Below are 26,168 nucleotides of genomic sequence, written 5' to 3'. Positions count from 1 at the left end.
GCTACTCTTCTCGGCGTGGCGACCTCCAAAGTCGAGCGGCTGATGAACCTTGTCATCTGCCTGTTGTCGACGCGACAGTTTCTGACCGCCGAGAAGATCCGTGAGAGCGTCGTGGGGTACCGCGAGTCGCCGAGCAACGAGGCGTTCAACCGGATGTTCGAGCGGGACAAGAGTGAACTCCGTGACCTCGGCATTCCGCTCGAGACGGGGCCGGCGAACCGGTTCTCCACCGTCGAGGGCTATCGCATCAACCGCACGGCGTACGAGCTGCCCGAGGTGGACCTCGACAGCGGTGAGGCGGCCGCGGTCGCGGTGGCGGCCCGGCTGTGGGGATCACCCGAACTCATGTCGACCTCCCAGAGCGCGCTCATGAAGCTCAGGGCCGCGGGGGTTCAGGTGGACGCAGACATCGACGCTGTTCCTGTGGCCGCCGTCCCCGCACGCACCCGCGGTTCGGAATCGGCGCTGCGGCAATTGCTCGAGGCGATCGACGCCGGCCAGGCGGTCAGTTTCCGGCACCGAAGCGCTCCCACGGAACCCTATGTGGACCGGACCGTCGAGCCGTGGGGCGTCGTGACCCTGCACGGCCGGTGGTATCTCGTGGGCCACGACGTCGACCGTGACGCGACGCGCACGTTCCGGTTGTCCCGGATCAGCGAACCGGTCCACGCGGTGGGTCCGGAGAACGCGGTCCGCAAGCCTGCGGACGTCGACCTGCGCGACATCGTCGACTCGGTGACCGGGGCGGGCTCCGTGACCGGTACGGCGACGGTCTGGGTGGCCGACGGCCGGGCCTTCGAATTGCGTCGGCTCGGGACCGTTCGTGAGGCGCGCGAACTCGGCGGCCGTGCCGGAGCCGTCCTGGACATACCGGTTCGGTCGTGGGGCTGGACGGCGCGGCTCATCGCGGGCCACGGGCTGGACGCGCTCGTTCTCGCGCCGGAATCGTTGCGTGCGGACGTCAAGGAGAAACTGCGGTTCGCGGCGGACGTCGAGCTCGCGGCCGACGAAGGGGGAGAGGTTCGATGACGGCCGGTTTGTCGCGTCTGGCGCGACTGCTGAACATGGTTCCGTACTTCATCGCGAATCCGGGGATCAGCAAGGAGGCCGCAGCGAGGGAACTCGGTGTCAGCGTCCCGAACCTGACGAAGGACCTGCAGCAACTGTTCGTGTGTGGGCTGCCCGGCTACGGTCCCGGCGACCTGATCGACCTGTCCTTCGAGGGTGACACCGTGGCGGTGGTCTTCTCGGCCGGTATCGATCGGCCACTGCGGCTGACGTCGACCGAGGCGACTGTGCTGCTGATCGCGCTGCGCTCGCTGGCCGAGATGCCGGGCATGGTGGATCCGTCCGCAGCACAGGGCGCGATCGCGAAGATCGAATCGGCCGCCGGCAGTGCGGCGCGGCGCGAGGGTGCGGGTTCGGACGACGGCGACGGCGGAGTCGGCGGTGGCGGCGTCGACGGCGGCGGGGCGGCACCGGAGAACCCCGTCGCCGCCACCGTCCGGGACGCGCTGCAGCGCGACAGAGCGCTGCGGCTGACCTACTACTCGGCGTCGCGTGACGCACTCACCGAGCGGGTAGTCGACCCCATCCGATCGCTGCTCCTCGACGACCACACGTACCTGCAGGCGTGGTGCCGTCAGGCCGAGGGCGTGCGCCTGTTCCGTTTCGACCGGATCGATGCCGCGGTCGAGTTGGACGAGCCTGCCGAGCCCCCAACTCAGGCGCTCGGGACCGACGAGCACCTCGAGCTGTTCAGTGCGGACGCGGACCTGCCCCTCGCGGTGCTGCAGATCGCGCCCGACCACGGCTGGATCCTGGAAAACTATCCACTCGAACCCGTGCGGACTTTGCCGGATCGTTCAGTCGAGGCGACCATGCGGTACGGCTCCCAGGAATGGATGGCGCGCCTCGTGCTGGGATTCGGGTCCGGTGCGCGCGTCGTGGATCCGCCCGAGTTGGTCGAGGCTGTTCGACGGCGGGCGCGAGCAGCTTTGGACGCGTACGACGCCCTGGATGCATGACGTCGGGCTCTCGTGTCGACGACGCGTGTGCGGTGGCCGATGACCCCGATCCGCCACCGTGGAAGCGTCCGAAAGTGTAATTTCGGATTACTGCTTCGTTAACGGCTCGGCCGATTGCGCAGCAGCAGCTCCGGTTGGTTGTAACGTCACGGTGAACTGGACATTTACCGCAAGATCGACGCACACACGTCCGGTAGCATCGTTGGCATCTGATACCTGGAGGTAACTATGGGAGCCATGAGCCCCTGGCACTGGGCCATTGTGGCCCTGGTCGTCATCATCCTGTTCGGCTCGAAGAAGCTGCCCGATGCGGCTCGCGGACTCGGACGCTCGCTGCGCATCTTCAAGAGCGAGGTCAAGGAGATGCAGAACGAGGGCAACACGACGCCGAACGCCGCGACTCAGCCGCCTGCTGCGCCCACCGGTCAGCTTCCGTCCCCGACGGTCGATGTCACGGTCGTGGAGACTCCGCAGTCGCACACCGAGCCGAAGTCGGCCTAGTCCACGTACCACCACACACCGGGGTGACGAACTCACCCCGGTGTCCGGCTGATCAAGGCTAGGGCCCACAGTGCGAATTCCGTTCGACCCGCGTCGGAGCAGGCGCAGGACAAATCCAGACGGCACGATGTCGCTCATCGATCACCTCTACGAGCTTCGGACGCGACTTCTGCTCGCGGTCGCGGCGGTCATCGTGACGACGATCATCGGATTCGTCTGGTACTCGACCCGGATCCTCGGCATCGAGAGCCTCGGAGAACTCTTGCGGGGCCCGTACTGTTCGCTGCCCTCGTCGAGTCGCGCGGATCTCAGCTCCGACGGCGCATGCCGGTTGCTTGCGACCGGCCCGTTCGACCAGTTCATGCTGCGCTTCAAGGTTGCCTTGACGGCGGGAATCGTCCTGGCGTGCCCGGTCTGGCTGTACCAGATCTGGCGATTCGTCACCCCCGGCCTGTACTCCAAGGAACGCAAGTACGCGATCAGCTTCGTCGTCGGCGCGTCGGTGCTGTTCATGGCCGGCGCGGTCCTCGCCTACGTCGTCGTCGCCAAGGCTCTGCACTTCCTGATGACAATCGGCGACAACGTCCAGATCACTGCGCTGAGCGGCAACCAGTACTTCGGTTTCGTGATCAATCTCCTGATCATCTTCGGCGTCAGCTTCGAGATTCCGCTGCTCATCGTCGCGCTCAACGTCGTCGGTGTGCTGCCGTACGCCAAACTCAAGGCGTGGCGCCGCGGTCTCATCATGGCGTTGTTCGTCTTCGCCGCGGTCGCGACACCGGGTCAGGACCCGTTCTCGATGCTGGCACTCGCGTTGGCGCTGACCGTCCTGTTCGAGATCGCCGTCCAAATCTCGCGGATCAACGACAGCCGCAAGGCGCGTCGTGAAACAGAGAACTGGGGCGCACTGGACGACGAGGACGCCTCGTCGATCACCGAACCCACGCCGATCGGGGACACCGCTCCCGTTCAGTCGTCCGCCGCTCCGACTGCGGCCGCGCAGGACTACACGGACACACTGTGACTGTGAGTAACCGGCTCGACTCTTTCACCGCGCAGCTGAGCTTCCCGCTCGACCCCTTCCAGCTTCAATCCTGTGCGGCCCTCGAGGCAGGCCACGGGGTGCTGGTGTGCGCGCCGACCGGCGCAGGTAAGACAGTTGTCGGTGAGTTCGCGGTGCACCTGGCGTTGGAGTCGGGTCGTAAGTGCTTCTACACGACGCCGATCAAGGCGCTCAGCAACCAGAAGTTCAACGAACTCGCCGAGCGCTACGGCAGTGACGCCGTCGGCTTACTGACGGGTGACACGAGCATCAACTCGGATGCGCCGGTGGTGGTCATGACCACCGAGGTGCTCCGCAACATGCTCTATGCGGATTCGCCGGCATTGCGGGGCCTGTCCCACGTCGTGATGGACGAGGTGCACTACCTCGCCGACCGGTTCCGTGGCGCCGTGTGGGAGGAGGTGATCCTGCACCTTCCGCAAGACGTGCGACTGGTGAGCCTGTCCGCCACCGTGAGCAACGCCGAGGAATTCGGCGCTTGGATGGAGACGGTCCGCGGCGACACGACGATCGTCGTGGACGAGACCCGGCCGATTCCGCTCTCGCAGCACATCCTCGTGGGTCGGCGCCTGTTCGACCTCTTCGACGCCAAGGTCGCCGAGGGGGCTGCGCGTCAACTGGTCGTCGATCCCTCCCTCGTGCGTCACGTGAAGCAGAGGCTCGCGCTCGACCGCGAGAGTTCATGGGAGCCCCGCGGTCGCGGCAACTACCGGTCCAACGACTTCCGGCCACTTCCTCGGCCGGAGGTGATCGCCCGCCTCGACGAGGAGGGGCTGCTGCCCGCGATCACGTTCATCTTCAGCCGCGCCGGGTGCGAGGCTGCGCTCGCACAGTGCGTCCGGTCGAAGCTGCGGCTGACGACGCCGGAACAGACCGTGCAGATCCGCGAGATCGTCGACAAGCACACTCGTGACCTGCCGCGCCCGGATCTGGAGGTGCTCGGCTATTGGGGCTGGCGCGAGGCTCTCGAACGGGGATTCGCTGCCCACCATGCGGGGATGCTGCCGGCGTTCAAGGAGACCGTCGAGGAGTTGTTCGTCAACGGTCTGGTGCGCGCCGTGTTCGCGACGGAGACGTTGGCGCTGGGTATAAACATGCCGGCGCGTTCCGTTGTCCTCGAACGACTCGTCAAGTACAACGGCGACACCCACGCCGAGCTCACGCCGGGCGAGTACACCCAGCTGACCGGTCGGGCCGGTCGGCGCGGCATCGACGTCGAGGGTCATGCCGTCGTGCTGTGGCAGCCGGGCGTCGAACCCACCGACGTCGCCGGTCTGGCATCGACCCGAACGTTCCCGCTGCGCAGCTCGTTCCGGCCCGGCTACAACATGTCGATCAATCTGATCGACCGGATGGGCTCGGCGGAATCCCGGGCACTCCTGGAACGATCGTTCGCACAGTTCCAGGCGGATCGGTCCGTTGTCGGGCTGACCCGCGGCATCGAACGCAACGAGGCCGCGCTGGCGGAGCTTCGCGACAAACTCGGCGGCGTGGATGGGGAGTACTTCGAGTACTTCGGGATCCGGGAACAACTGCGAAGTCGCGAACGCATGCTCGAGCGGCAGGGCCGCGCCGATCGCCGCGGTGCGTCGGTGGCGTCGCTCGTGGGGTTGCGTCGCGGTGACGTCGTCGCGATTCCCGTCGGCAAGCGTTCGGGGTTGGCCGTCGTGCTCGAACCGGACCAGAATCCGAACGATCCGCGCCCGTTGGTGCTCACCGAGGACAAGTGGGCGGGCAAGGTCAGCGCCGCGGATTTCCCGGTGCCGGTCCGATCCCTCGGACATCTGCGTCTACCGAGGCACGTCGATCACCGCACGGCTCGTGTGCGCCGCGACTTGGCGTCGGCGCTCCGATCGACCGGCATCGTCCCGCCGCGGAAGACCAAGCGGGTCAAGGGTGGGCGTGAAGACAGTGAGGTGATCGCGCTCCGCAAGGCGCTGCGCGATCACCCGTGCCATTCGCGTTCTGATCGGGAGCAGTTGAGCCGTATCGGCGAGAGGTACAACCGGCTCGCCCGAGAGACCGATTCGATGCGGCAGAAGGCAGCGGCGACCACCAATTCGCTGGCCCGCACCTTCGACCGGATCGTGTCGCTCCTCACCGAACGCGGCTACATTTCCGAAGGCAAGGACCCGAAGGCGACGGAGGACGGACAGCGTCTGGGCCGGATCTACAGCGAGAGCGATCTGCTGGTCGCGGAGTGTCTGCGGCGGGGCGCCTGGAGTGGGCTGACGCCTGCCGAACTCGCCGGCGTCGTATCGTCCGTGGTGTACGAGTCACGGCAGGATTCGGACGCACCAGATCGTGGGCCCACCGTGCCGCTGCGGCACGCGCTCGCGGAGACAGTGCGGGTGTGGGGCGGCCTGCAGGCCGACGAGATCCGGCACAAGCTGCCCGTCACCCGCGAACCGGATTCGGGATTCGTGTCCGCGATCTATCGGTGGGCCAACGACGAACCCCTGGTGGACGTTCTCCTCGCGGCGGGTTCGGGCGGCAAGGAACTTTCTGCCGGTGACTTCGTGCGCTGGTGCCGGCAGGTGATCGATCTCCTCGACCAGGTGCATTCGACGGCGCCCGATCCGGCGGTCGCCAAGGCGGCTGCGCGGGCGATCGGATCGATCCGCCGGGGTGTGGTCGCGATCGCGGCCACCTGACGCAGTCGGCGTCCGCCCGCTCTGGTTTTTCTCTCTCGACCGTCGTTGACTGATTCGTACGGGCGCAACTCGCGCAGACTCGTGCGTGACGTCTGCGCCGGCGAGAGGAGAGAAGATGATGGACGGCAAGACGTGGTCGGTGGACATCGCCATCGACGAGCACGAGGCGCAGACCAGGTCGACGGCACGCCTGCACATGGCAGAGTCCACGATCGTGGGGGTCGGCCAAGCCCGGCGCAATCCGGTCGATCGGAACGTGCCGTCGATCGGTGACGAGTTGTCGACCGCTCGCGCACTCGCCGATCTCGCGCATCAGTTGATCGATGCAACGGTCGGTGACATCGAGGCCGTGACGCACGCGAAGGCCCACCTGGTGGAGTGACGGGACGCCGCACGATGCGACACGGACAGCGCGGGGCAATGTGCCCCGTCGTCGCACGTACTGCGTAGTGTGGCAGTCGTCTCGGGCCTGCCGGCGAGGCATTTCGTTGCGGCGTAGACGGCCGCGGACCGGACACGAGGAGACGACATGAGCGGCCCGTACGACTCGAATACCCAGTGGTCGCGCGACGGAGGTTCGGTCGAGGGCGCAGGCGCGCCTGCTCCGGCGGAGCAGTTCCCCCAGCACGCCTACCCGGCCGACGTTCGCGGTGCCGGCCCGTACCGCGGCTCCGATCAGGTGCAGGGGCAGACCTGGGGGCAGGCGCACCCGGGCGCACCGGGCCCCGCGCCGGGAACTCAGTGGGGGCAGTCGCCACAGGGCTGGCCCCAGCACAACCAGGGCCAGCCGAATCCGGGCCAGCAGTGGGGGGCTCCCGCGCCCGGTCAGCCTCAGATGTTTCCCGGGTACCCGCAGCAGCCCCAGCCTTACGGCGGCCAGCCGATCAATCAGTGGGCGCCGCAGCAGCCCGGTCAGCCGGTGCCGGGGCAGGGCCGGAACAAAACGATGCTCTGGGTCGGGATCGGTATCGCGGCGGTCGTCGTGGTGGGCCTGGTGGCGTGGTTGCTCTCGGCACTCCTCGGCGGGAAGACCCTCGATCAGGAGGCCGCCCAGCGTGGCGTCGAACAGATCGTCACCGATTCCTACGGAGCACGGTCGGTGACCGGCGTCAGCTGCCCGTCCGGCCAGAAGGTCGAGAAAGGCACATCGTTCGAGTGCGCCCTGACCGTCGACGGCTCACAGAAGACGGTCAAGCTGACGTTCACCGACGACGAGGGCACCTACGAGGTCAGCCGCCCGAGCTGACCCCGGTAGGGGTTCAGGTCAGGCGCGTTCGGCCGCCATCGCCGCGAGCAGTCGCGCGACCGAGCGCTCGATGCCCAGTTCGGCCGCCAACTGCTCGAGCCGGGCGGGATCGGCCGGGCTGCTCGCGAGGGTGTCGGGCCGCGACAGGCGCACGTCGGCGTCGGTGACGACACGGACGACCGGGACCGCGGCGTCGATGTAGTCGGCGGCCGCGGACAGCTTGGCCCGCACGCCCTTCGCGACGTCGCTGGATGGATCGCCCGCGGCTGCCAGCAGGTTCTCCAGCGAACCGTGTTGCAGCAGAAGCGTGGACGCTGTCTTTTCGCCCACTCCCTTCACACCGGGTAGTCCGTCCGACGAATCACCGCGCAGCAGAGCGAGTTCGGCATAGGCGTCGCCCGCACGTCCGGCGGGCACCCCGTACTTGTCCGCCACTTCTGCGGGGCCGAACAGTTCGGCCTTCGCCAGACCCCGGCCCACGTAGAGCACACGGACCGGTACCGGATCGTCGCAGACGACCTGCAGCAGGTCGCGGTCGCCGCTGACCACCACGACGGGGTCGTTCTTCTCCTGCGCCGCAAGCGTTCCCAGTACGTCGTCGGCCTCGAAGCCCTCGGCGCCAGCGGTCGCGATCCCCGCGGCGGCGAGGACGTCCATGATCATGTCGACCTGCGGGGTGAGGGTGTCGGGCACCTCCTCGGCGGAGCCGTCGGATTCCTCCGCCACGCGATGCGCCTTGTACGACGGTATGGCCTCCACCCGGAACCGGGGTCGCCAGTCCAGGTCGAGGCACACCGCGAGCCGCGACGGCTGAGTGCGCGTGATGAGCGCGGCCACCATGTCGGTGAACCCGCGGACCGCGTTGACGGGACGACCGTCCCGCGAGGTCATCGACTCGGGGAGGGCATAGAACGCCCGGAACCACAGACTTGCACCGTCCAACAGCAGCAAAGGCCCACTCATGCGGCCCATCCTGCCAAATCGATCTAGCCTGATACCCATGAGTTCCGAGAGTTCGCTGAGCGCCGCCCCCGATCACGCCGAGGCATCCCGGTTCCCGACGTCGGTCTACGCCGATCGATTGGCCCGCGCCGCCGAGATCGCGCGGCGTTCCGGACTGGACGGACTGCTGGTCACGCCCGGCCCGGACCTGCGTTACCTGGTCGGCTCACGCGCCGACTCCTTCGAGCGGCTGACGTGTCTCATCGTGCCGGCGGACGGGAATCCGCCGTCGGTGGTCCTGCCGCGTCTCGAACTGGCCTCGCTCGACGAGTCGGCCGTCGGTGACCTGGGGCTGCCGGTGCACGACTGGGTGGACGGTGTCGATCCGTACGAACTGGTGTCTTCGCTACTGCCGGAGACCCCGCGCGTCGCGGTCACGGATGCGATGCCCGCGTTGCACCTGGTGCCGCTCGCACGGCGCTTCGGTGCGATCCCGGCGCTGGCGACCGGCGTTCTGCGCGAACTGCGGATGCTCAAGGACGACGCCGAGATCGACGCGCTGCGCCGGGCCGGTGCTGCGATCGACCGCGTCCACGCCCGAATGGGTCAGTGGCTGCGGCCGGGGCGTACCGAGGCGGAGGTCGCCGCGGACATCACCGCAGCGATCCTCGCGGAGGGACATACCGAGGCCGCGTTCGTGATCGTCGGATCCGGCCCGCACGGCGCCGATCCGCATCACGAGGTGTCCGAACGGGTCATCGAGTCGGGGGACGTCGTGGTGATCGATATCGGGGGACCGGTCGAGCCGGGCTACAACTCCGATTCCACCCGCACGTACGTGCTCGGCGATCCCGAGTCCCGGGTGGCCGAGCAGGTCGCGGTCCTGCAGGCGGCCCAGCGCGCAGCCGTGGCCGCGGTCCGTCCCGGAGTCACCGCCGAGTCCGTCGACGCCGCAGCGCGGGACGTGCTGGCGGCGGCCGGCCTGGCAGAGGTGTTCGTACATCGGACGGGACACGGAATCGGGCTGTCGGTGCACGAGGAGCCGTACATCGTGGCCGGGAACGAGACCGTCCTCGAGCCGGGAATGGCCTTCAGCATCGAGCCGGGGATCTACTTCCGCGGGCAGTGGGGCGCCCGGATCGAGGACATCGTCGTCGTGACCGCGGACGGGTGCGAGTCGATGAACCAGCGGCCGCACGGACTCACGATCCTGCCCGGCTGAACGTCGGTGCGGGTCAGACGATGAAGTTCCCGAACGTCGGATTCGACTGACACAGCGGCAGGCTCCACAGATCGATCGTCCCGAACACGGTGGCCCGGACGTTGCCTTGGCCGGTGTACACCGTCTTCGAGTAGTACGGGTAGGCGCCCTCGAGCGCTGCGACACCCGTCGCACCGGTGTCGAGGTTGACCCACGCGACGGTCACCTGCCCGGCAGCCGGAATCGGGGGCGCCGCCGGGAACGACTCGAACCGGATCTCGCCGGGCCCGATGGGCGGCGTCTGCTCGGGCCCGGACTGCCCGGTGGCTCCCGTCAACGACATCAGGCTGCCCTGATTGGCGCAGCCGATCGTCACGGCCGGTGGGCCGAACGGATGCGGTGGGAGCGCGTACGCCGTCGCGGGTACGGCCAGGGTGCCCGCCGCGACCGCGGCCACCGCGGACCATCGGAGGGCCCGGCGTCCGCCGGACCGGTGATCCGGCGGTAGTTCATTGCGTCGAGTAGTCATGGCCATCCCCGTTCGGGTGCGCTGGTGACGTCCCCTCACGGTACCGCCTACCCGAGCGTCGTAACCGCGAACCCGACAGCCGAATACCAGTGCAAATCAGGCGATTTCAGCGTTCGACGAGAATTGCGGACCCCATGACGCGTTCGACGGAGATCTCGATGACCACGCGGGTCGGGTTCTCGCGCGGCGTCCGGTACCGGGCCGCGTAGCGATCGACGCCCTCGGCGACGGACGCGGAATCCGACATCACCCGAGCGGGGCCCTCCAAGGTGAGCCAGCGTCCACCGTCGACCTGACTGACGGCGGCGTAGCCGCCACGGTCGGCATTGCGCGCCTTCTGTGACGCGTCGTTCGTGATGATCCGGGCGATTCGGCGTTCCGGATCCCACGTGAATCCCACCGCCACGACGTGCGGCGTTCCGTCCTTACGCAGCGTCGTCAGGGTCGCGAGGTGCCGTTCGGTGAGGAACGAGACAGCCTCGTCGGTCAGGTGGGAGGGATCGGACGGGGTTCGGGCCATGCCCCGACGGTACTCGAGCGCTGCGAATCCAGGACACTGGAGTCATGAGTGACACGGACTACGCACCAGGCTCGGTGGTGCTGCTCGGCGGTCGCAGCGAGATCGGACTGGAGGTCGCGCAGCGGCTGGCTCCTGGTCGCGTGGTGGTGCTCGCGTCCCGGCGCAGCGGCGACCTCGAGCAGGAACGCGCCGCGATGGTCGATGCCGGCGCGTCGGCGGTTCACTGTGTCGAGTTCGACGCGGACCGCGTCGCCGACCACCCGGCGGTGATGTCGGCGATCGCGGAACAGTACGGCCCTATCGGCGTGGCTGTGCTGGCGTTCGGGGTGCTGGGCGACCAGGCCCGCGCCGAGCAGGATGCCGGGCACGCGCTCGCCGTCGTACACACCGACTATGTCGCGCAGGTCAGCGTGCTCACGCACTTGGCGAACCTGATGCGGGCCCGCGCATCCGGTCAGATCGTGGTGTTCTCGTCGGTCGCGGGGGCTCGTGTGCGGCGCGCCAATTACGTGTACGGCTCGGCGAAGGCCGGTCTCGACGGTTTCGCGAGCGGACTCTCGGACGCCCTGCACGGCAGCGGGGTGCGATTGTTGCTCGTTCGCCCGGGCTTCGTCATCGGGCGCATGACCGAGGGCATGAAGCCGGCTCCGTTCTCGAGCACCCCACAACAGGTCGCCGACGCGGTCGCGCACGGGTTGCGCAAGGGCAGCGAACGCGTGTGGGTGCCCGGGCTCCTCCGCCCCGTGATCTTCGGGATGCGGCTGCTGCCGCAATTCGTCTGGCGGCGGATGCCCCGGTGACTCCCAGTGTGATCGATCCGATCGTCGTCGTGGGTATCGGCGCCGACGGCTGGGACGGTCTGTCTCCACGTGCGCAGGCGGCCGTCCGGAACGCCGAGGTGCTGATGGGCTCGACCCGGCAACTGTCGCTGGTCCCCGAGTCGGAGGCGAAGCGCGTGCCGTGGCCGTCGCCGATGCTGCCCGCGCTGGCAGGAATGTTCGACGAGCATCGCGAGCGCCGAATCTGTGTGCTCGCGAGTGGTGACCCGATGTTCCACGGCATAGGTGTGACGCTCGGGCGCGTTCTGGGTCCCCAGCGGCTGCAGGTGATCGCGCACCCGTCGTCGGTGTCGCTCGCGTGCGCCCGGCTGGGCTGGCCGCTGCACGAGACGACGACCGTGAGCCTGGTCAATCGCGAGGCGTCGACGCTGGCCGCGAGCCTGAGCGCCGGTCAGCGTGTGCTCGTCCTGAGTAACGACGAGCAGACACCCGCTGCGGTGGCCCGCGTGTTGGACGAGCGCGGTTTCGGCGACAGCACAATGGTGGTCCTCGAGCAGTTGGGTGGACCGGCCGAGAACATCGCCGACGGCGTTGCCGCGACGTGGGACCGGGCGCCCGGTGATCCGCTCAATGTGATCGCGCTCGAGCTGAGGGCATCGGATTCGGCGCTGCGGCTCACCCGGACGCCGGGCCTGCCCGATGCCGCCTTCCGGGGCGACGGGCAGATGACCAAGCACGAGGTGCGGGCGCTCACACTCTCGGCGCTCGCACCCGCTCCGGGCGAACTGCTGTGGGATGTCGGCGGCGGATCCGGCACCATCGGCATCGAGTGGATGCGTACCGATCCGCGGTGCCGCGCGATCGCCTTCGAACGCGAGGACGCGCGCGTCGCGCAGATCGTCGACAACGCGTCGCAGCTGGGTGTTCCCGCTTTGCGCGTGCTCGGCTCGGCACCGGCGGCCTTCACCGTCGAGCCGTCCAGCCCGGACGCGATCTTCGTGGGTGGCGGCGTGACGCAGGACGGCCTGCTCGACGCCTGCTGGGACCGCCTGCGCCCGGGCGGACGGATGGTCGTCAACGCCGTCACCGCCGAGTCGGAGGCATTCGTCCTGACGTGGTTCTCACGACTCGGGGGCGAGTTGCGCAAGTTCCAGATCTACCGAGGCGAACCGCTGGGCGGATTCACGGCGTGGCGGCCGCAACTGCCGGTGGCGCAGTGGTCGGTCGTCAAGCCGCACAGCACCGAAAGGGAAGAGCAATGACAGTCCACTTCATCGGAGCAGGACCGGGCGCCGCGGACCTCATCACGCTGCGTGGCTCGCGGATCATCGCCGAGAGCCCGGTGTGTCTGTATGCGGGCAGCCTGGTGCCCGTCGAGCTGCTGACGCTGTGCCCGGACGATGCGGAGGTGATCGACACCGCCCGCATGAGCCTCGACGAGATCGTCGAACAGATCATCGCCGCCGACGCGGCCGGTCTCGATGTCGCGCGGCTGCACTCAGGGGATCCGTCCATCTATTCAGCGGTGGCCGAGCAGGTTCGGCGACTCGACGCGGCACGCGTCGCCTACGACATCGTTCCTGGTGTTCCCGCGTTCACCGCGGCTGCCGCCGCTCTCGGTCGTGAGCTGACGGTGCCGGGAGTGTCGCAGTCGATCGTGCTGACCCGGGTGTCGACGCTGTCGACGGCGATGCCGCCGGGGGAGGATTTGCGTTCACTCGGGCGCAGCGGCGCCACGATGGTCGTACACCTCGGTGCGCACCGGATCGAGCAGATCGTCGAGGAACTGTCGGAGAACTACGGGTCGGACTGCCCGGCAGCCGTGGTCGCGTTCGCCAGTCGGCCCGACGAGGTCGTGCTTCGCGGCACACTCGCGACGCTCGTCGACCAGGTTCACGCCGCCGGGATCACGAAAACCGCCGTGGTGATCGTGGGTCGGGTGCTCGCGGCCGCGGGCTTCCCCGACAGCTACCTGTACTCGGCGACGCGTTCACGCACCACGCATTGAGATCCCACGTGCGGCGGATCCTCGTTCTCGGCGGCACCCGCGAGGCGCGCACGCTCGCGGCCCGCCTGGATCCGGAACAGGACGTCGAGGTGATCTCGTCTCTCGCCGGCCGCGTCCGTGAGCCGGTGCTGCCGGTCGGCAGGGTGCGGATCGGCGGGTTCGGCGGCGTCGAGGGGCTCACGACGTGGCTGCGGGACAACGACATCGACGCCGTCGTCGACGCGACGCATCCCTTCGCTGCGCGGATCACCGCGAATGCCGCCGACGCGGCGGACGGGACCGGCGTCCCGCTGCTGGTGCTGCGACGCGCGGAGTGGACGTCGCGGCCGGGGGACCGCTGGCACACCGTTCCCGATCTCGCGTCGGCCGCCGATGCAGTTGCGGGGCTGGGGGAGCGGGTGTTCCTGACGATCGGCAGGCAGGGCGTCGACGCGTTCGCGGACCGTCCCGAGTGGTTCCTCGTCCGTGCGATCGACCCGCCGGACGTCGGGATGCCGCCGCGCGCCGAACTGCTGCTCGCTCGCGGACCGTTCACGGTCGACGACGAGATCGCGCTCTTGCGCCGGCACCGTATCGACGTGGTGGTGTCGAAGAACAGCGGGGGAGCGCTCACCGAGGCGAAGCTCGACGCGGCCCGAGCGCTGGGGGTACCGGTGGTGATGGTGGCGCGGGCCCCTATCCCGGCCGGGGTGCCGACGACGTCGGATCTCGACGTCGCGGTGGCCTGGGCCTCGCAGCGGGGCTGAGCGCCGAAAGTTGTGCTCCCGCTCCTGAATTGACCCCGCGCGGACACGATCGCGCGGGCAGCGGGTCATTTTGGGAGCAGCACGCATTCCGGGTGAGATTTCGTACAGGACGGAATCGTATGGAATACCGAATATTGCCACCGAACAGTCCAGCAATTCCACACTGGGGCACCGGACCCACCTACGTCTCGGTCAAGTTCAAGCCACGAAGCCGGGGTGGATGTCCGGTAACGGTAGGGACGGGGCGATGGATCGAACGCGACCGCACCGGCACGGCAATCCTCGCGGTCACAGCCCGGATCAGCGGGTACGCGGCAGGACGTCACGCTCGCGGCACCGGGGGCATACTGGTCGGGTGGATGCCGAGAGGCGGTTCCGAGCGTCGGACGTAACGTCCGCGGTGTGGGCGTATGTTCGCCGCGCCCCCGGCACGTTCGTGTGGCTGGCAATTCTGTTCGTGACGACGGTCGTCATGCACCATTTGTCGCCACAGGTCTTGAACGACGTCCTCGGAGATCGGTCGACCAATCTGCACCATCTGCGTGAGGACCCGATCAGAGTCCTGATCACGAGCGCCTTGTGGATCGCGGGCGGCACGTGGATCGGCTACTTCGTGCTCTTCAACCTGTTCCATGTGCCTGTCGAGCGATGGCTCGGGACGTGGCGATGGCTGTCTATCGCGGTGATCGCGCACGTCGGGGCTACCTACATCAGCGAGGGGGTGCTGTATCTCGCGATCGAGCATCATCGAGCACCGGAATCGGCGGTGAACACCCTCGACGTGGGGGTCAGCTATGCGCTCGCCGGCGTCACCGCGGTGCTGGCGTACCGGATCGCGCCGCCGTGGCGGTACCTGTACGCGCTCGGGGTGCTCCTGGTCTACGGCCTTCCACTGCTGGGCACCCTCACGTTCACCGATATCGGCCACTTCACCGCCGTACTCATCGGTTTCGCGTGCTACCCGCTCACACGGGGGCGTCCCGGGTGGGATCCGATGGAATGGCTGCGTGGAATGCGGGAACGTGTCGGCACCCACAGGTAACGTGCCGAACATGACAGAGCCTGTGAAGGGTCCCGCGTCTTACTTTCCGTCGATCGAGAAGAAGTACGGCAAGCCGATCAGCGAGTGGCAGAGCCTGATTCGCTCGTCCGACCTCACCAAGCACATGGAGTTGGTGACGTGGCTCAAGACCGAGCACGGAATCGGCCACGGGCACGCCAATGCGCTTGTCGCTCACACGTTGCAGGAGGACGCGGACAAGGGTGGCGCCGCATGAGCGAGGCGTAGGGCCGACTGCGTCATGCGTCTACCGGTTCCGAGGAGCCGGTGAGGAAGTCGACAAGAGAATGCGGCGCGCGATCACCGAGGCAGATCTCCAGAATCAGATGTGAGTCCGCGGCCTCCGACTCGCTGCGCGGGAACATCGTCTCCTCGTACTCGTCGAGTGCCGCTTCGATGTCGTCGGGGTGTGCGGCGATCGCGTTCGCGAGTTCGGCGCCATCGAGCATGGCCAGGTTCGCGCCTTCGCCGGACGGTGCCATCAGGTGCGCGGCGTCGCCGATGAGTGTCACACCAGGCACGCGGTCCCAGCGGTGTGCATCCGGGAGGGCATGGATTGGGCGGGGGATGGGCGCCGATTCGCCGCCGGTGATCAGTGCGGTGAGCTGCGGTGCCCACCCTTCGAACTCGGCCGCAATTCGCGCCGTCGCGGTGGCGGCGTCGGTGAAATCGATCCCCGCAATCCAGTCTGCTGGGCGGTTCAACTGCACGTACGTGTGAAGGGTGCCCCCGACTTCACGGTGCGCCGTGATTCCCTGTCCTGGGGCGAGTGCGTACATTGCACCGTTGCCGACCGCTTCCGCCGCGGCGGGGTGTCGCACGTCGGCGTCGTTCAGGTAGGTCTCGACGAACGTGGTGCCGACGTACCGGGGCTCGGCGTCGGAGAGTAGCGGGCGAACCTTCGACCAGGCGCCGTCGGCGCCGACGAGCAGGCTGGCGGTCACCGTCGCCCCGTCCGCGAAGGCCAGTTCGTGTCGGCCACCCCCGGCAGGCGCGACGCCGGCGACCTTGTGTCCCCACTGGATCGTCCCGGCCGGCAGGGAGTCGATCAGGATCCGACGTAGGTCGCCGCGAAGGACCTCCGGACGCCCACCCGTGCCGTCGTCGGGTTCCTCGAGCAGTACCGTGCCGTGCTGGTCCAGCACGCGCGACGCCTCGCCGCCCTGATGAATGATCGCGCGGAACTCGTCGGTCAGTCCGGCCGCGGCGAGTGCGATTTGTCCGTCTTTCTCGTGGATGTCGAGCTGACCGCCCTGCGTGCGGGTCTCGGCCGAGGACTCGGCTTCGTAGATCGTCGCGGCGATGCCGCGGACGTGGAGGACCCGCGCGAGGGTGAGGCCGCCGAGGCCCGCACCGATGATCGTGACTGGTGTCGTCATCATTTCTCCTTCAGAAGGGAATGGAACGTCATTCCACGATCCATCTTGGAACGACGTTCCAAACGTGTCAAGATGATGTGATGGCGACCAGGAATCAGCGGACCGACCGGCGCACGGAGGCGCTCTCGAAGGAACGTATCGTCGACGCCGCGATCGAGATCCTCGACGCGGAGGGAGAGGGTGCGCTCACATTTCGCGCGCTCACGACCCGCCTGGCAACGGGCGCCGGTGCGATCTACTGGCACGTCGCCAACAAGAACGAACTACTGACCGCGACCACCGACGTTGTCATCGCCCGCGCGGTGACCGAAGTCGTCGACGGGGCAACGCCGAACGAGGCGATCCGAGCTGTTGCCCTCGGTGTGTTCGACGCCATCGACGCGCACCCCTGGATTGGCACGCAGCTGTCACGCGAGCCGTGGCAGTCCGCGGTGGTGCAGATCTTCGAAGGCGTCGGCGGGCCACTTCAGGCGCTCGGCATGCCAGAGCAGGACCAATTCGACTGCGCGTCCGCACTCGTGAACTACATCCTCGGCCTCGCGGGGCAGTACGCGGCAGGTGCCCGCCTTCTCGCTCGCGAGACGGATCGATCGGCTTTCCTGGAGACCGTCGCCACGCGATGGACTGAGCTCGACTCCGAGGAGTATCCGTTCGTCCATCGGATGGCGGCTCACCTCCCGGGGCACGACGATCGCGAGCAGTTTCTTGCCGGTATCGACCTCATCCTCGCCGGCATCGAGACCGTTCGATAGCCGATGCCAGATCTGGGCGTGGAGCCTAGTGGCGTGTCGACCCCGCGGCCTCGGTCCGGGCTCGCAGATCGTGCAGATGCTTGGCCGTGGGCGACTTCTCGACCGTGTCGGGATCGGGCTCTGTCCGAAGCAGACGGTCGGCTGTGCCGGACGTGGTGACCGTGAACCAGTAGTGCTCGTTGCGGTAGTGGTGGTTGCGGTGATGCCGCCACGTGGCTTTGTACAGCGCGGACTTCGGGCGGTAGTCGGTGTGGATCAGGAAGTGCGTCCACTCGTAGACGGCGCCGAGGGCGGTGATCACGGTCAGGAACGTCAGGCCCAGTCCGATCCGGGGTGCGACGAACACCGTGATCACGAGCAGGAGCGGAACCAGCCAGACGAACACCGGCGCAGGAATGAAGTCCAGCGGAATGTCCCGCGGATCGGAGTGGTGCGCGCGATGCTTGCGCGCAAGTAGCGGATCGACCGTCAGCCCGCCCACACGGCGGGGCCGCCAGTGCAGGACGAACACGTGGATGATCCACTCCAGCAACGGGAAGAACGCGAGCATCACCAGTGGGACGACGGCGTCCGCCCACGTCCACTCGCCGACGATCAACCGTGCTGCGAGGGCGCCGACGAACAGGACCCCGATGATCCACGGACTCGGGTGACGGACGAATTCACGCAGCGCCGCCGGCAGGGTGACGTTTCGCCCGAATGCCGGCGAGCCGGAGCGGGTGGTGGTCACGAGCACTCCTGTGAGTCGGTGCGGGCGAGATCGAGTGCCGCCGCGAGGAGCGCCGTCGCGGGCGCGAGGAGCGACTGGGCGGCCGCGAAAGCCGAGACGGCGTCGCGGCACCGGATCGCGGCGACGATGGATCGGTAGCGTTCGACCTCGTCGACTTCCGCCGCCATCGCCACCGCGAGCGCGTCGAGCATCGGTTCGTACGCGGCCCGGAGCGTATTGAACATCAGACGAAAGGTGATCGAGTCAGCAGCGTCGACCACCAGGTCCCAGAAGTCCAGTGCCAGCCGCTGTCGCCGAACGGGATCGCTATCCGCATCGAGCACGTCGACGACGGCGTCCAACGAGTCGGCGACCTTCGCGTCGGCGCGTTCGGCCGCCAGCTCCGCGACCTTGGGGCCGTTCCACAGCCGCGCCTCGAGGATGCTGCGGGCGACGGCGAGGTCGATCTCCCCGCCCCGCACCAGCAGTTTCGGCAGGAGATCCAGCCCCGCCCGCCGGTGCAGATCGTTCACGAGGGTGGCCCCGCCCTGCCGGACGTCGACCAGCCCCATCGCGGCAATCCGGTTCAGAGCCTCGCGAACGGCGGGACGGGAGACACCCAGCGACTCGGCCATCCGGCGCTCACTGAGCAACTCCTCGCCCGGAGCCAGCCGGCCGCCGACGACCCCGTCGAGCAGTTGGTCGAAAACGTCGTCGGGGATCGACCGCCGACGCACCGGCGTGAGATCCATGTCACAAACGCTAGGCCGGGGCGGATCGGTGGTCAAGTGGTCAGACCAGCTGGCTCGGCGGTCAGTTGTGCAAAGTTGCAGCCAGCCGATCGTGCAACGATGCCAACAGAATCGCCATGATCGCGCTCGGCCAGCAATAGCCGGCGAAACCGAGCAGTGCTGCCCCGCTCCCCGGCAGAGGATACGGCGCGAGCCAAAACGTAGAGATGCAGAATGCGGCGAGCGCGGCCGCGGAAACCGACGCGACGCCGCGACGAGGCACAACGCCCGGTATGACGCAGAGCACCACGGGGATTGCCAGGGGAACGAGGAGTCCGGCCCCATAGAACGAGAACGTCGACTCCGTGCATTCATCCCAGTCCCTGATCAATGTGGTGGGAAGGAGCCCCAGCTGGCACTCGGTCGCCCACCACATCCGCTCGAGCGCGCTGAATACCGCGAAGGCGGCCGTGGCGATTGCGAGCGTCATCCACTCGATACGGATCAGGAGCACTGCGTCATCGTGACAGAGGGAGTTCCGTGATCGGTGGTGGTCCTCGGGAGCAGGAGGGCGGATCTCCGAGATGCCGGGCCACAACCGATCGGTTCCTGTTAGATCTCAATAGCGGGGACCGACCGGTTCACGCGGAGAGGACGCCGTGCCCGCCCCCATCGCCACCGCAGATCCCGTCGCCCACGCAGCCCTTCTGGGTCTCGGCGTGTACCGACCTCGACGCGTCGTGCCCAACGCCGAGATCGTCGACCGCATCGACTCCTCCGACGAGTGGATCCGAACCCGTTCCGGCATCGCATCCCGTGGCTGGGCCGAGCCCGACGAGACCATCGTCGCTATGAGCGTTGCGGCCGCCCGCGACGCGCTCACCGCCGCCGGTGTGGCCCCCGAACAGGTCGATGCGGTGGTGCTCGCGACGTCGTCGCAGATGGTGCTCGGGCCGTCGGCCGGGGCGGTCGTCGCAACCGAGCTCGGCATGCAGGACACGGCCGCCTACGACATTTCCGCCGGCTGCGCCGGCTTCTGCTACGCGCTCGGCAACGCCGCGAGCCTCGTCCGCGCCGGACAGGCCCGCCATGTCCTGGTGATCGGCGTCGAACGATTGTCGGACCTGCTCGACCCGACCGACCGGACGTGCGCGTTCATCTTCGCCGACGGGGCCGGCGCGGTCGTGGTGGGTCCGTCCGACGCCGAGGGCATCGGCCCGGTGGCATGGGGATCCGACGGCAGCCAGACCGCGGCGATCAAGCAGGACAAGGACTTCATGCAGTACTTCGCCGAAGTCGACGCCGCAGCGGTCGGTGGCGACAGTCCGGAGCGGCCCTACATCCGAATGAATGGTCAGGCCGTGTTCCGTTGGGCAGTCACCTTCCTGGAGAAGGCGTGCCGTGACGCACTGGAGAAGTCCGGAGTCACGGTCGACGACCTCGACGCCTTCGTGCCGCATCAGGCAAACAGCCGCATCACCGATGCACTGATCCGGACACTGGGCCTACCCGAAACCGTCGCGGTTGCGCGGGACATCGTCGAAACCGGCAACACGAGTGCCGCGTCGATCCCGATGGCGATGGAACAGCTGCTCCGTTCAGGATCGGCCCGCCGTGGCGACACGGCGCTCCTCCTCGGCTTCGGTGCCGGACTTGCCTACGCCGGTCAGGTCGTCCAACTGCCCCCGATCAATTAGTTCCCTTCGTCGGGGATCGGCCGACGACGCACCCGGGTGCCATCCATGTCATGGACGTCGGTCCGTAGACGGCCGACCGGGTGTGGGGCACCCGGTCGGACCACGTCCTACCTGAGGTTCGTTTCCGTCGCCAGACTGGGAACACCGAACCGAGAGGGGACAGTGATGGATCAATCCGAAACCACGATCGACCGGGCTGACATCGTCGGCATGTGGGTGACATCGGACGGCTCGATACGCCAGGAACTGCGCGCGGACGGTCGCTACGACGAAGCCCGTGGCAACCGAGAGAGCGCCTACACCGGCCAGTACACCGTGACCGGAAGTCATCTCGACTACATCGACGACACCGGATTCACCGCAACCGGAGACATTCGCGACGGGGTGCTCCACCATGAGCATCTCGTCCTGTACCGAGAGGACAGACACCTATGAGCGAGCACAAAGTAGTCCTGATCACCGGAGCCAGCAGCGGAATCGGCGCGGCGACAGCGCGGAAGCTGGCCGCCGACGGGCACCGGGTGTTCCTCGGTGCACGGCGCACCGACCATCTCGCCCACCTGGTGGAAGAACTTGTCGATGCCGGGTACATCGCGGCCTTCCGCAGGGTCGATGTCACCGATCTGGCCGACGTCCGGTCCTTCGTGGAGGCTGCCTGCGAGCAGTTCGGACGGGTGGACGTCGTGGTCAACAATGCGGGCGTGATGCCACTGTCCCCGCTGAGCGCACTGAAGATCGACGAGTGGAATCGGATGCTCGACGTGAATGTTCGCGGCGTTCTGCACGGCATCGCCGCAGCACTTCCGGTCATGAAGTCGCAGGGGAGCGGACATTTCGTGAACATCGCATCTGTCGGGGCGTACGAGGTGGTGCCGACAGGCGCGGTGTACTGCGCTACGAAGTTTGCGGTGCGCGCGATCTCCGAAGGACTGCGCCAGGAATCGTCCGGCGACGTCCGCGTGACCGTCGTCTCCCCGGGAGTGACGGAATCCGAATTGGCGGAGAGCATTTCGGACGCCACGGCTCGCGAGGACATGAGGGCGTATCGCGCCGTCTCGATTCCGGCCGCAGCGATCGCCGACGCGATTGCGTTTGCCGTCGATCAGCCCTCGAACGTGGATGTGAACGAGATCGTCGTTCGCCCCACAGCGAGCGCGCAGTAGGCGCACAGACGGTAGGCCTGGTGAGCAGTGGTCAGGTCAGGGGTCGGCCGGAATGCGAATCCGCGCCGCGCCGCTCCTGATCTCTGGTCGCGGTGAGTGAACCCAACAGTTTCAGGGCCCGGTCACTCGGGGACCCCGGCTCCGCCTGATAGATCAGCAGTTGCTGTCCGGGCCGGTCACGGACATCGAATGCCTGGGAGGTCAAGCTCATCGCACCGACGTCGGGATGAACGAGTTCCTTCGCGTCCAGAGATTTGCCCCGCACGTGACCTTCGGCCCACAACTGTCTGAAGGCGGGGCTTGCCGCGGCGAGTTCATCAACCAACCGGGACAGACGAGGATCCGCCGGGTGGTGCCCGACGGCCAGTCGAAGTGCCGCAACGGTGGCCTGTGCCGCACGCGGCCACTCGGCATAGAACGAGGCGCCGGCGGGGTCCGTGAACACCATCCGCACCAGATTGTCGGTGGCGGCGAACGGTGAGAAGAGCGCTTCGGCAATCCGGTTGCACGCCAGAATGTCGAGTGTCCTGTTCAACACGAACGCCGGCGTCCAGTCGTAGGTCTGCATCAACTGCAGCAGTGCGGGGCTGACGGATTCCCCGACAGCGGACACACGGTCACTCGGTACCAAACCCGCCAACCGGTACAGGTGCATCTCGTGCTCGGCGTCGAGTCGGAGCGCACGCAGGAGCGCATCGAGCACCTGAGTCGAGGGATTGCGTTCTCGCCCTTGCTCCAAGCGGGTGTAGTAGTCGGCGCTCAGACCTGCGAGTATCGCAACTTCTTCACGTCGGAGACCGGGTACGCGCCGAGTGCCGTAGCTGTGCAGCCCCACGTCTCCCGGCGCGATTCGACCACGGCGTGAGCGAAGGAAGTCTCCGAGTTCGTTTGACGGCATTGCCTGATGCTAGATCGGAATCGCACCTCGGTGGGTGGGTGCAGTGCACCCACCCACCGAGGTGACGCGGTCGCCCCGGATCGTCGGTCCGAGGTACCGCGGTGCTTCAGACCAGGTGCGGCCTCAGGCCGGGTAATGCCTCGGAGTGAAGACCGTTGTCCCGTGCGCACTCTCGACGACGGTGGTCTGCGACGAGCCCACGATCAGCAGGCAGCGCATGTCGACGTCCGACGGATCGAGGTCGGCCAAGCGGACGATCTTGATCGACTCCTCGGGCCCGGCGATGTCCCGGCCGATGATCACCGGGGTGTCGGGGGAGCGGTGCTCGAGCACGAGATCGCGCATCGCGGCCACCTGCCACGTGCGACTCTTCGACGCCGGGTTGTAGACCGCGAAGGCCATGTCCGCGCTCGCGACGGCGGAGACCCGCTTGGCGACGATGTCCCACGGCTTGAGGCGATCCGACAGCGACAGCATCGCGTAGTCATGGCCCAGCGGGGCTCCCACCCGGCTGGCGACGGCATTGGCCGCGGTCATACCGGGCAGGATCCGGACGGGGACGTCCTTCCACTGGTCTTCGGCCACCACCTCGAGCACCGCGGAGGCCATCGCGAACACACCCGGATCGCCCGACGAGACGACGACGACGCGTCCGCCACGCTTGGCCATGTCCAGCGCCATCGCCGCGCGCTCGGCCTCGACACGGTTGTCGCTGGCATGCCGACGCTGTCCCGGCCGGACCGGGACCCGGTCGATGTAGGTGGTGTAGCCGATCAGGTCGGTGGCGCGCGCGAGTTCTCGGCGCACCTCGGGCGTGGTCCACGCCTGGTCGCCGGGACCGAGTCCCACGACCACGACCTCACCACGCGCAGGTTCGGGTTCGATGCGGTTGTTCAGGGGACTCGGCACGATCGCGATCGCAAAGTACGGCACGTCGGCGTCGTCGACCTCGTCTGCCGCGGCAACGCGCTGCCGGTCGGTGCTGGCGCGCTCGACGTAGTAGGCCTCGTCGATCCGTCCGGCGTCCTTCAATGCCTGGCGCACAGCGGGATACGTGCGGCCGAGCTTCATGATCGCGGCGGCGTCGGTCTCGCGCAGGCGTCGCGTCAGCTCCTCCTGCGGCAGCGTGCCCGGCAGGACGGTCAACACTTCCTCGCCCTCGACGAGCGGCTCGGCGAGGGCCGCGGAGGCGGCGCTGACGGCGGTGACGCCGGGGATGACCTCGGCGTCGAACCGGTCGGCCAGACGCTTGTGCATATGCATGTACGAGCTGTAGAACAGCGGATCGCCGGCCGCGAGGAGCGCGACACTGCGCCCCGCCGCGAGGTGCGTGGCCAGGCGATCGGCTGCCTGCTCGTAGAACTCGTCCATCGCACCCTGGTAGCCGCCGGGATGATCGATCGACTCCGTGGTGACCGGGTAGACCAGGTGTTCCTCGATCTGGCCCTCCCGCATGTACGGGGCAGCGACCCCGCGCGAGATGCTCCGGCCGTGCCGGGCGCTGTGGAACGCGACGACGTCGGCCTCACCGATCACGCGGGCGGCCTTGACCGTCATCAGCTCGGGATCGCCCGGGCCGATGCCCACACCCCACAGCTTGCCTGCGGAGCTCATTCGACCTCGCTCGCAATCGCATTCAGTGCCGCCGCGGTGATCGCGCTGCCACCACGACGACCGCGCACCACCAGGTACTCGAGCCCGGAGGGGTGCTCGATCAGGGCCTCCTTGGACTCCGCTGCACCGATGAAGCCGACGGGTCCGCCGACGATCGCGGCGGGCCGCGGCGCACCGGCCTCGATGAGGTTGAGCAGATGGAACAGCGCGGTGGGGGCGTTGCCGATCGCGACCACTGCGCCGTCGAGCTTGTCGCCCCACAGCTCGAGTGCCGCGGCCGAGCGCGTGTTGTCGATCGCCTTGGCCAGCACGGGAACTCGTGGGTCGTCGAGCATGCACAGCACGGCGTTGTCGCGGGGCAGTCGCTTACGGGTGACGCCGGCGGCGACCATCTTCGCGTCGCACAGGATCGGGGCGCCGCGGCGCAGCGCCTCGCGCGCGTCGGCGACGACGTTCGGCGTGAACGCGACGTCGTCGACCAGATCGACCTGACCGCTCGCGTGGATCATCCGGACGACGGCCTGCGAGACGTCGGCGGGGAACCGGGTGAGGTCCGCCTCGGCCCGGATGGTCGCGAAGGACTGGCGATAAATCTCCGCGCCGTCGCGGATGTAGTCGATCATGCGCCACACGATAGAGGCATCACGACGACCCGTTTTCCACCCGGTAACCGTCGGGGCCGGAGACCACGTCTGTTATTTCGCCGCGGGGGCGACCGCACTTGCGATCGCATCCGGACCAGTGCTGGCGGCCGTCGTCGGGCAGCTCGCCGTTCTCGATCGCCTCACGGGCATCGGCCCGGACGTCGGTGTGCGACTTGGCGCAGCCGGGCTGTCCCGCGCAGGCGCTGACCTGCAGATACGGGGAGTTCTCGTCGAAGATCAGCCCCATCGGCGCGAGCACCCGGACCACCTGCTCGGCCGCCCACTCCTCGAGGTCCGGCAGCAGGATCGAGCGCCACGGCGTGACCAGGATCGGCTTGTCGACGGCGGCGAGGAACTCCGCGACCCGCGCCGGGAGCGTGCCGAACGCGAGACCCGCGGCGAGGGTGACGCGGCCGTCGGGCTGGTCGAGCCAGCCGATCGGACCGCGTTCGACCGCGCCGGGGAGCTGCACCGGGTCGCCGTACTCGAGGCCGAGACGCTCGAGGACCTGCTCGGTGCCGCCGGGCACCTCGTTCAGTCGCCACGCCTCGCCGCGGATCTCGGCGAACGTGCGGGCCGCCGCCAGCAGCGCACCCACCGCATCGGCGCCGGCGACCCGGGCGCCGGTGTCTTCGCCGGCCAGGACCAGTGCGAAGCGTTCGTCGCCCTGCCCGTGGATACCGAAGTCGCCGCCCAGGCCCGAGATGTCGCCGGTGCCGTCGTCGAGCGTGAACAGCGTCCGCCCGGGCAGGTCGGCCAATGCCGGGTCGTCGCACAGTGCGCGGTCGAGATCGGCGACCAGTCCGCGAACGTCGGCGAAACCGCCGATCCGCCCCGACAGCGGCGACGCGAGGATGTTGCGCACCCGCTCGTGCGTCGTGGACGGCAGTAGCCCGACCTCCGCGATCCGCCGCGCGAACTCGTCCGGGTCGGTGACCGACCGCAATTGGACGTTGCCGCGCGAGGTGAGCTCGATCTCGCCGTTGCCGATCTCCTGCGCAGCCGCCGCCAGAGCCTGGAGCTGCGGCGATGTGATCACACCGCCGGGGAGGCGGACACGGGCGAGGGGGCCGTCGGCGGCCTGGTGGACCTGGAGCGCACCCGGGCACTTGTCCGGGCCGGAACGTGGAGATGGCACGTCTCCAGGCTAGAGAAGTGCGGCGGCTGATGCGCACACGGCTGACCGGTAGGATCACCGGCGACCGCGGCAGAAGAGGAAACCGGTGAGATTCCGGGCGGTCGCGCCACTGTGAAAGTCAGACCCTCTTCCGCCGCCCGAACCGCTTCGACGAGTCCCTCGGGCTC

Annotated in this window: 29 protein-coding genes; 18 read left to right on the top strand and 11 right to left on the bottom strand. The window is 68.0% G+C overall.

Features of this window, described 5'->3' with window-relative positions:
• Window positions 1-15 precede the first annotated feature (15 nt).
• The 7 genes from C8K36_RS13255 (at window position 16) to C8K36_RS13225 (ending at window position 7,491) form a co-directional block, all read left to right on the top strand.
• Entirely contained in the window at window positions 16-1,029 is a 1,014-nt protein-coding gene (locus C8K36_RS13255) for a WYL domain-containing protein (RefSeq protein ID WP_107984958.1), read from the top strand.
• On the top strand, window positions 1,026-2,027 hold the full coding sequence (locus C8K36_RS13250) for a helix-turn-helix transcriptional regulator (protein ID WP_107984957.1): 1,002 nt from the start codon (window positions 1,026-1,028) through the stop codon (window positions 2,025-2,027). The genes C8K36_RS13255 and C8K36_RS13250 overlap by 4 nt, the downstream gene beginning before the upstream one ends.
• 228 nt (window positions 2,028-2,255) lie before the next feature.
• Window positions 2,256-2,528 (top strand): Sec-independent protein translocase subunit TatA, encoded by a 273-nt coding sequence (gene tatA / locus C8K36_RS13245; protein ID WP_107984956.1) that lies wholly within the window; start codon window positions 2,256-2,258, stop codon window positions 2,526-2,528.
• A 70-nt stretch (window positions 2,529-2,598) separates the two neighbouring features.
• Complete coding sequence (gene tatC / locus C8K36_RS13240) at window positions 2,599-3,552, top strand: twin-arginine translocase subunit TatC (protein ID WP_107984955.1); 954 nt, start codon at window positions 2,599-2,601, stop codon at window positions 3,550-3,552.
• Window positions 3,549-6,245: a DEAD/DEAH box helicase gene (locus tag C8K36_RS13235; protein WP_107984954.1), complete on the top strand. Its 2,697-nt coding sequence runs from the start codon at window positions 3,549-3,551 to the stop codon at window positions 6,243-6,245. The genes tatC and C8K36_RS13235 overlap by 4 nt, the downstream gene beginning before the upstream one ends.
• 118 nt (window positions 6,246-6,363) lie before the next feature.
• Window positions 6,364-6,627, top strand: coding sequence for a DUF1876 domain-containing protein (locus C8K36_RS13230; protein ID WP_107985190.1), 264 nt, complete (start codon window positions 6,364-6,366; stop codon window positions 6,625-6,627).
• Window positions 6,628-6,774: 147 nt separating this feature from the next.
• Window positions 6,775-7,491 (top strand): DUF4333 domain-containing protein, encoded by a 717-nt coding sequence (locus C8K36_RS13225; protein WP_107984953.1) that lies wholly within the window; start codon window positions 6,775-6,777, stop codon window positions 7,489-7,491.
• Window positions 7,492-7,509: 18 nt separating this feature from the next.
• Here C8K36_RS13225 and C8K36_RS13220 read toward each other — a convergent pair whose 3' ends face one another.
• Window positions 7,510-8,454 (bottom strand): 5'-3' exonuclease, encoded by a 945-nt coding sequence (locus tag C8K36_RS13220; protein WP_107984952.1) that lies wholly within the window; start codon window positions 8,452-8,454, stop codon window positions 7,510-7,512.
• A gap of 37 nt (window positions 8,455-8,491) precedes the next feature.
• On the opposite strand from C8K36_RS13220, the gene C8K36_RS13215 reads away from it, so the two are divergent.
• Window positions 8,492-9,655 carry a M24 family metallopeptidase gene (locus tag C8K36_RS13215; RefSeq protein WP_107984951.1) on the top strand — a complete coding sequence of 388 codons (1,164 nt, stop codon included), beginning with the start codon at window positions 8,492-8,494 and terminating at the stop codon, window positions 9,653-9,655.
• 13 nt (window positions 9,656-9,668) lie between these two features.
• Here the strand turns inward: C8K36_RS13215 and C8K36_RS13210 are convergent, their stop codons facing one another.
• Both C8K36_RS13210 and C8K36_RS13205 read right to left on the bottom strand, forming a co-directional pair.
• Window positions 9,669-10,163 (bottom strand): hypothetical protein, encoded by a 495-nt coding sequence (locus C8K36_RS13210; RefSeq protein ID WP_258195398.1) that lies wholly within the window; start codon window positions 10,161-10,163, stop codon window positions 9,669-9,671.
• Window positions 10,164-10,269: 106 nt separating this feature from the next.
• On the bottom strand, window positions 10,270-10,683 hold the full coding sequence (locus C8K36_RS13205) for a PPOX class F420-dependent oxidoreductase (protein ID WP_107984949.1): 414 nt from the start codon (window positions 10,681-10,683) through the stop codon (window positions 10,270-10,272).
• A 44-nt stretch (window positions 10,684-10,727) separates the two neighbouring features.
• Here C8K36_RS13205 and C8K36_RS13200 point away from each other — a divergent pair, with 44 nt between their 5' ends.
• From C8K36_RS13200 to C8K36_RS13175, 6 genes are all read left to right on the top strand, one after another.
• Window positions 10,728-11,483: an SDR family NAD(P)-dependent oxidoreductase gene (locus C8K36_RS13200; RefSeq protein WP_107984948.1), complete on the top strand. Its 756-nt coding sequence runs from the start codon at window positions 10,728-10,730 to the stop codon at window positions 11,481-11,483.
• Window positions 11,480-12,724, top strand: coding sequence for a precorrin-6y C5,15-methyltransferase (decarboxylating) subunit CbiE (gene cbiE, locus C8K36_RS13195; protein ID WP_420910882.1), 1,245 nt, complete (start codon window positions 11,480-11,482; stop codon window positions 12,722-12,724). The genes C8K36_RS13200 and cbiE overlap by 4 nt, the downstream gene beginning before the upstream one ends.
• Entirely contained in the window at window positions 12,721-13,470 is a 750-nt protein-coding gene (gene cobM / locus C8K36_RS13190) for a precorrin-4 C(11)-methyltransferase (RefSeq protein WP_107984946.1), read from the top strand. Before cbiE ends, cobM begins: the two co-directional genes overlap by 4 nt.
• A gap of 8 nt (window positions 13,471-13,478) precedes the next feature.
• On the top strand, window positions 13,479-14,216 hold the full coding sequence (locus tag C8K36_RS13185) for a cobalt-precorrin-6A reductase (protein WP_107984945.1): 738 nt from the start codon (window positions 13,479-13,481) through the stop codon (window positions 14,214-14,216).
• A gap of 355 nt (window positions 14,217-14,571) precedes the next feature.
• Window positions 14,572-15,258 carry a rhomboid-like protein gene (locus tag C8K36_RS13180; protein WP_107984944.1) on the top strand — a complete coding sequence of 229 codons (687 nt, stop codon included), beginning with the start codon at window positions 14,572-14,574 and terminating at the stop codon, window positions 15,256-15,258.
• A gap of 10 nt (window positions 15,259-15,268) precedes the next feature.
• Window positions 15,269-15,493 carry a DUF4287 domain-containing protein gene (locus C8K36_RS13175; protein WP_107985189.1) on the top strand — a complete coding sequence of 75 codons (225 nt, stop codon included), beginning with the start codon at window positions 15,269-15,271 and terminating at the stop codon, window positions 15,491-15,493.
• 22 nt (window positions 15,494-15,515) lie between these two features.
• Here C8K36_RS13175 and C8K36_RS13170 read toward each other — a convergent pair whose 3' ends face one another.
• The gene (locus tag C8K36_RS13170) at window positions 15,516-16,655 is read right to left on the bottom strand and encodes an FAD-dependent oxidoreductase (RefSeq protein ID WP_107985188.1); all 1,140 of its coding nucleotides are present in this window, start codon (window positions 16,653-16,655) and stop codon (window positions 15,516-15,518) included.
• A gap of 80 nt (window positions 16,656-16,735) precedes the next feature.
• Between C8K36_RS13170 and C8K36_RS13165 the strand changes: the two genes are divergently transcribed.
• The gene (locus tag C8K36_RS13165) at window positions 16,736-17,407 is read left to right on the top strand and encodes a TetR/AcrR family transcriptional regulator (protein WP_107984943.1); all 672 of its coding nucleotides are present in this window, start codon (window positions 16,736-16,738) and stop codon (window positions 17,405-17,407) included.
• Between the two features lie 25 nt (window positions 17,408-17,432).
• Here C8K36_RS13165 and C8K36_RS13160 read toward each other — a convergent pair whose 3' ends face one another.
• From C8K36_RS13160 to C8K36_RS13150, 3 genes are all read right to left on the bottom strand, one after another.
• Complete coding sequence (locus C8K36_RS13160; RefSeq protein ID WP_107985187.1) at window positions 17,433-18,137, bottom strand: sterol desaturase family protein; 705 nt, start codon at window positions 18,135-18,137, stop codon at window positions 17,433-17,435.
• Window positions 18,134-18,868: a FadR/GntR family transcriptional regulator gene (locus C8K36_RS13155; RefSeq protein ID WP_107984942.1), complete on the bottom strand. Its 735-nt coding sequence runs from the start codon at window positions 18,866-18,868 to the stop codon at window positions 18,134-18,136. Before C8K36_RS13155 ends, C8K36_RS13160 begins: the two co-directional genes overlap by 4 nt.
• A gap of 61 nt (window positions 18,869-18,929) precedes the next feature.
• Complete coding sequence (locus tag C8K36_RS13150; RefSeq protein ID WP_107984941.1) at window positions 18,930-19,361, bottom strand: hypothetical protein; 432 nt, start codon at window positions 19,359-19,361, stop codon at window positions 18,930-18,932.
• A 145-nt stretch (window positions 19,362-19,506) separates the two neighbouring features.
• Here C8K36_RS13150 and C8K36_RS13145 point away from each other — a divergent pair, with 145 nt between their 5' ends.
• From C8K36_RS13145 to C8K36_RS13135, 3 genes are all read left to right on the top strand, one after another.
• The gene (locus C8K36_RS13145) at window positions 19,507-20,544 is read left to right on the top strand and encodes a beta-ketoacyl-ACP synthase III (protein WP_107984940.1); all 1,038 of its coding nucleotides are present in this window, start codon (window positions 19,507-19,509) and stop codon (window positions 20,542-20,544) included.
• A gap of 165 nt (window positions 20,545-20,709) precedes the next feature.
• A complete protein-coding gene (locus C8K36_RS13140; RefSeq protein ID WP_107984939.1) occupies window positions 20,710-20,979 on the top strand; it encodes an Atu4866 domain-containing protein in 270 nt (89 codons plus the stop codon).
• Window positions 20,976-21,707 (top strand): SDR family oxidoreductase, encoded by a 732-nt coding sequence (locus C8K36_RS13135; RefSeq protein ID WP_107984938.1) that lies wholly within the window; start codon window positions 20,976-20,978, stop codon window positions 21,705-21,707. Before C8K36_RS13140 ends, C8K36_RS13135 begins: the two co-directional genes overlap by 4 nt.
• A 31-nt stretch (window positions 21,708-21,738) precedes the next feature.
• On the opposite strand, the gene C8K36_RS13130 is transcribed toward C8K36_RS13135, so the two are convergent.
• From C8K36_RS13130 to cobG, 4 genes are all read right to left on the bottom strand, one after another.
• Window positions 21,739-22,605: a helix-turn-helix transcriptional regulator gene (locus C8K36_RS13130; RefSeq protein ID WP_107984937.1), complete on the bottom strand. Its 867-nt coding sequence runs from the start codon at window positions 22,603-22,605 to the stop codon at window positions 21,739-21,741.
• A gap of 123 nt (window positions 22,606-22,728) precedes the next feature.
• The gene (gene cobJ, locus C8K36_RS13125) at window positions 22,729-24,219 is read right to left on the bottom strand and encodes a precorrin-3B C(17)-methyltransferase (RefSeq protein WP_107984936.1); all 1,491 of its coding nucleotides are present in this window, start codon (window positions 24,217-24,219) and stop codon (window positions 22,729-22,731) included.
• Window positions 24,216-24,842: a precorrin-8X methylmutase gene (locus C8K36_RS13120; protein ID WP_107984935.1), complete on the bottom strand. Its 627-nt coding sequence runs from the start codon at window positions 24,840-24,842 to the stop codon at window positions 24,216-24,218. Before C8K36_RS13120 ends, cobJ begins: the two co-directional genes overlap by 4 nt.
• A gap of 19 nt (window positions 24,843-24,861) precedes the next feature.
• Window positions 24,862-26,001: a precorrin-3B synthase gene (gene cobG / locus C8K36_RS13115; RefSeq protein ID WP_107984934.1), complete on the bottom strand. Its 1,140-nt coding sequence runs from the start codon at window positions 25,999-26,001 to the stop codon at window positions 24,862-24,864.
• Between the last annotated feature and the right edge of the window lie 167 nt (window positions 26,002-26,168).

The sequence above is a fragment of the Rhodococcus sp. OK519 genome (assembly GCF_003051005.1).
GTDB lineage: Bacteria > Actinomycetota > Actinomycetes > Mycobacteriales > Mycobacteriaceae > Prescottella.
This window is presented reverse-complemented; position numbering and strand designations above follow the sequence as displayed.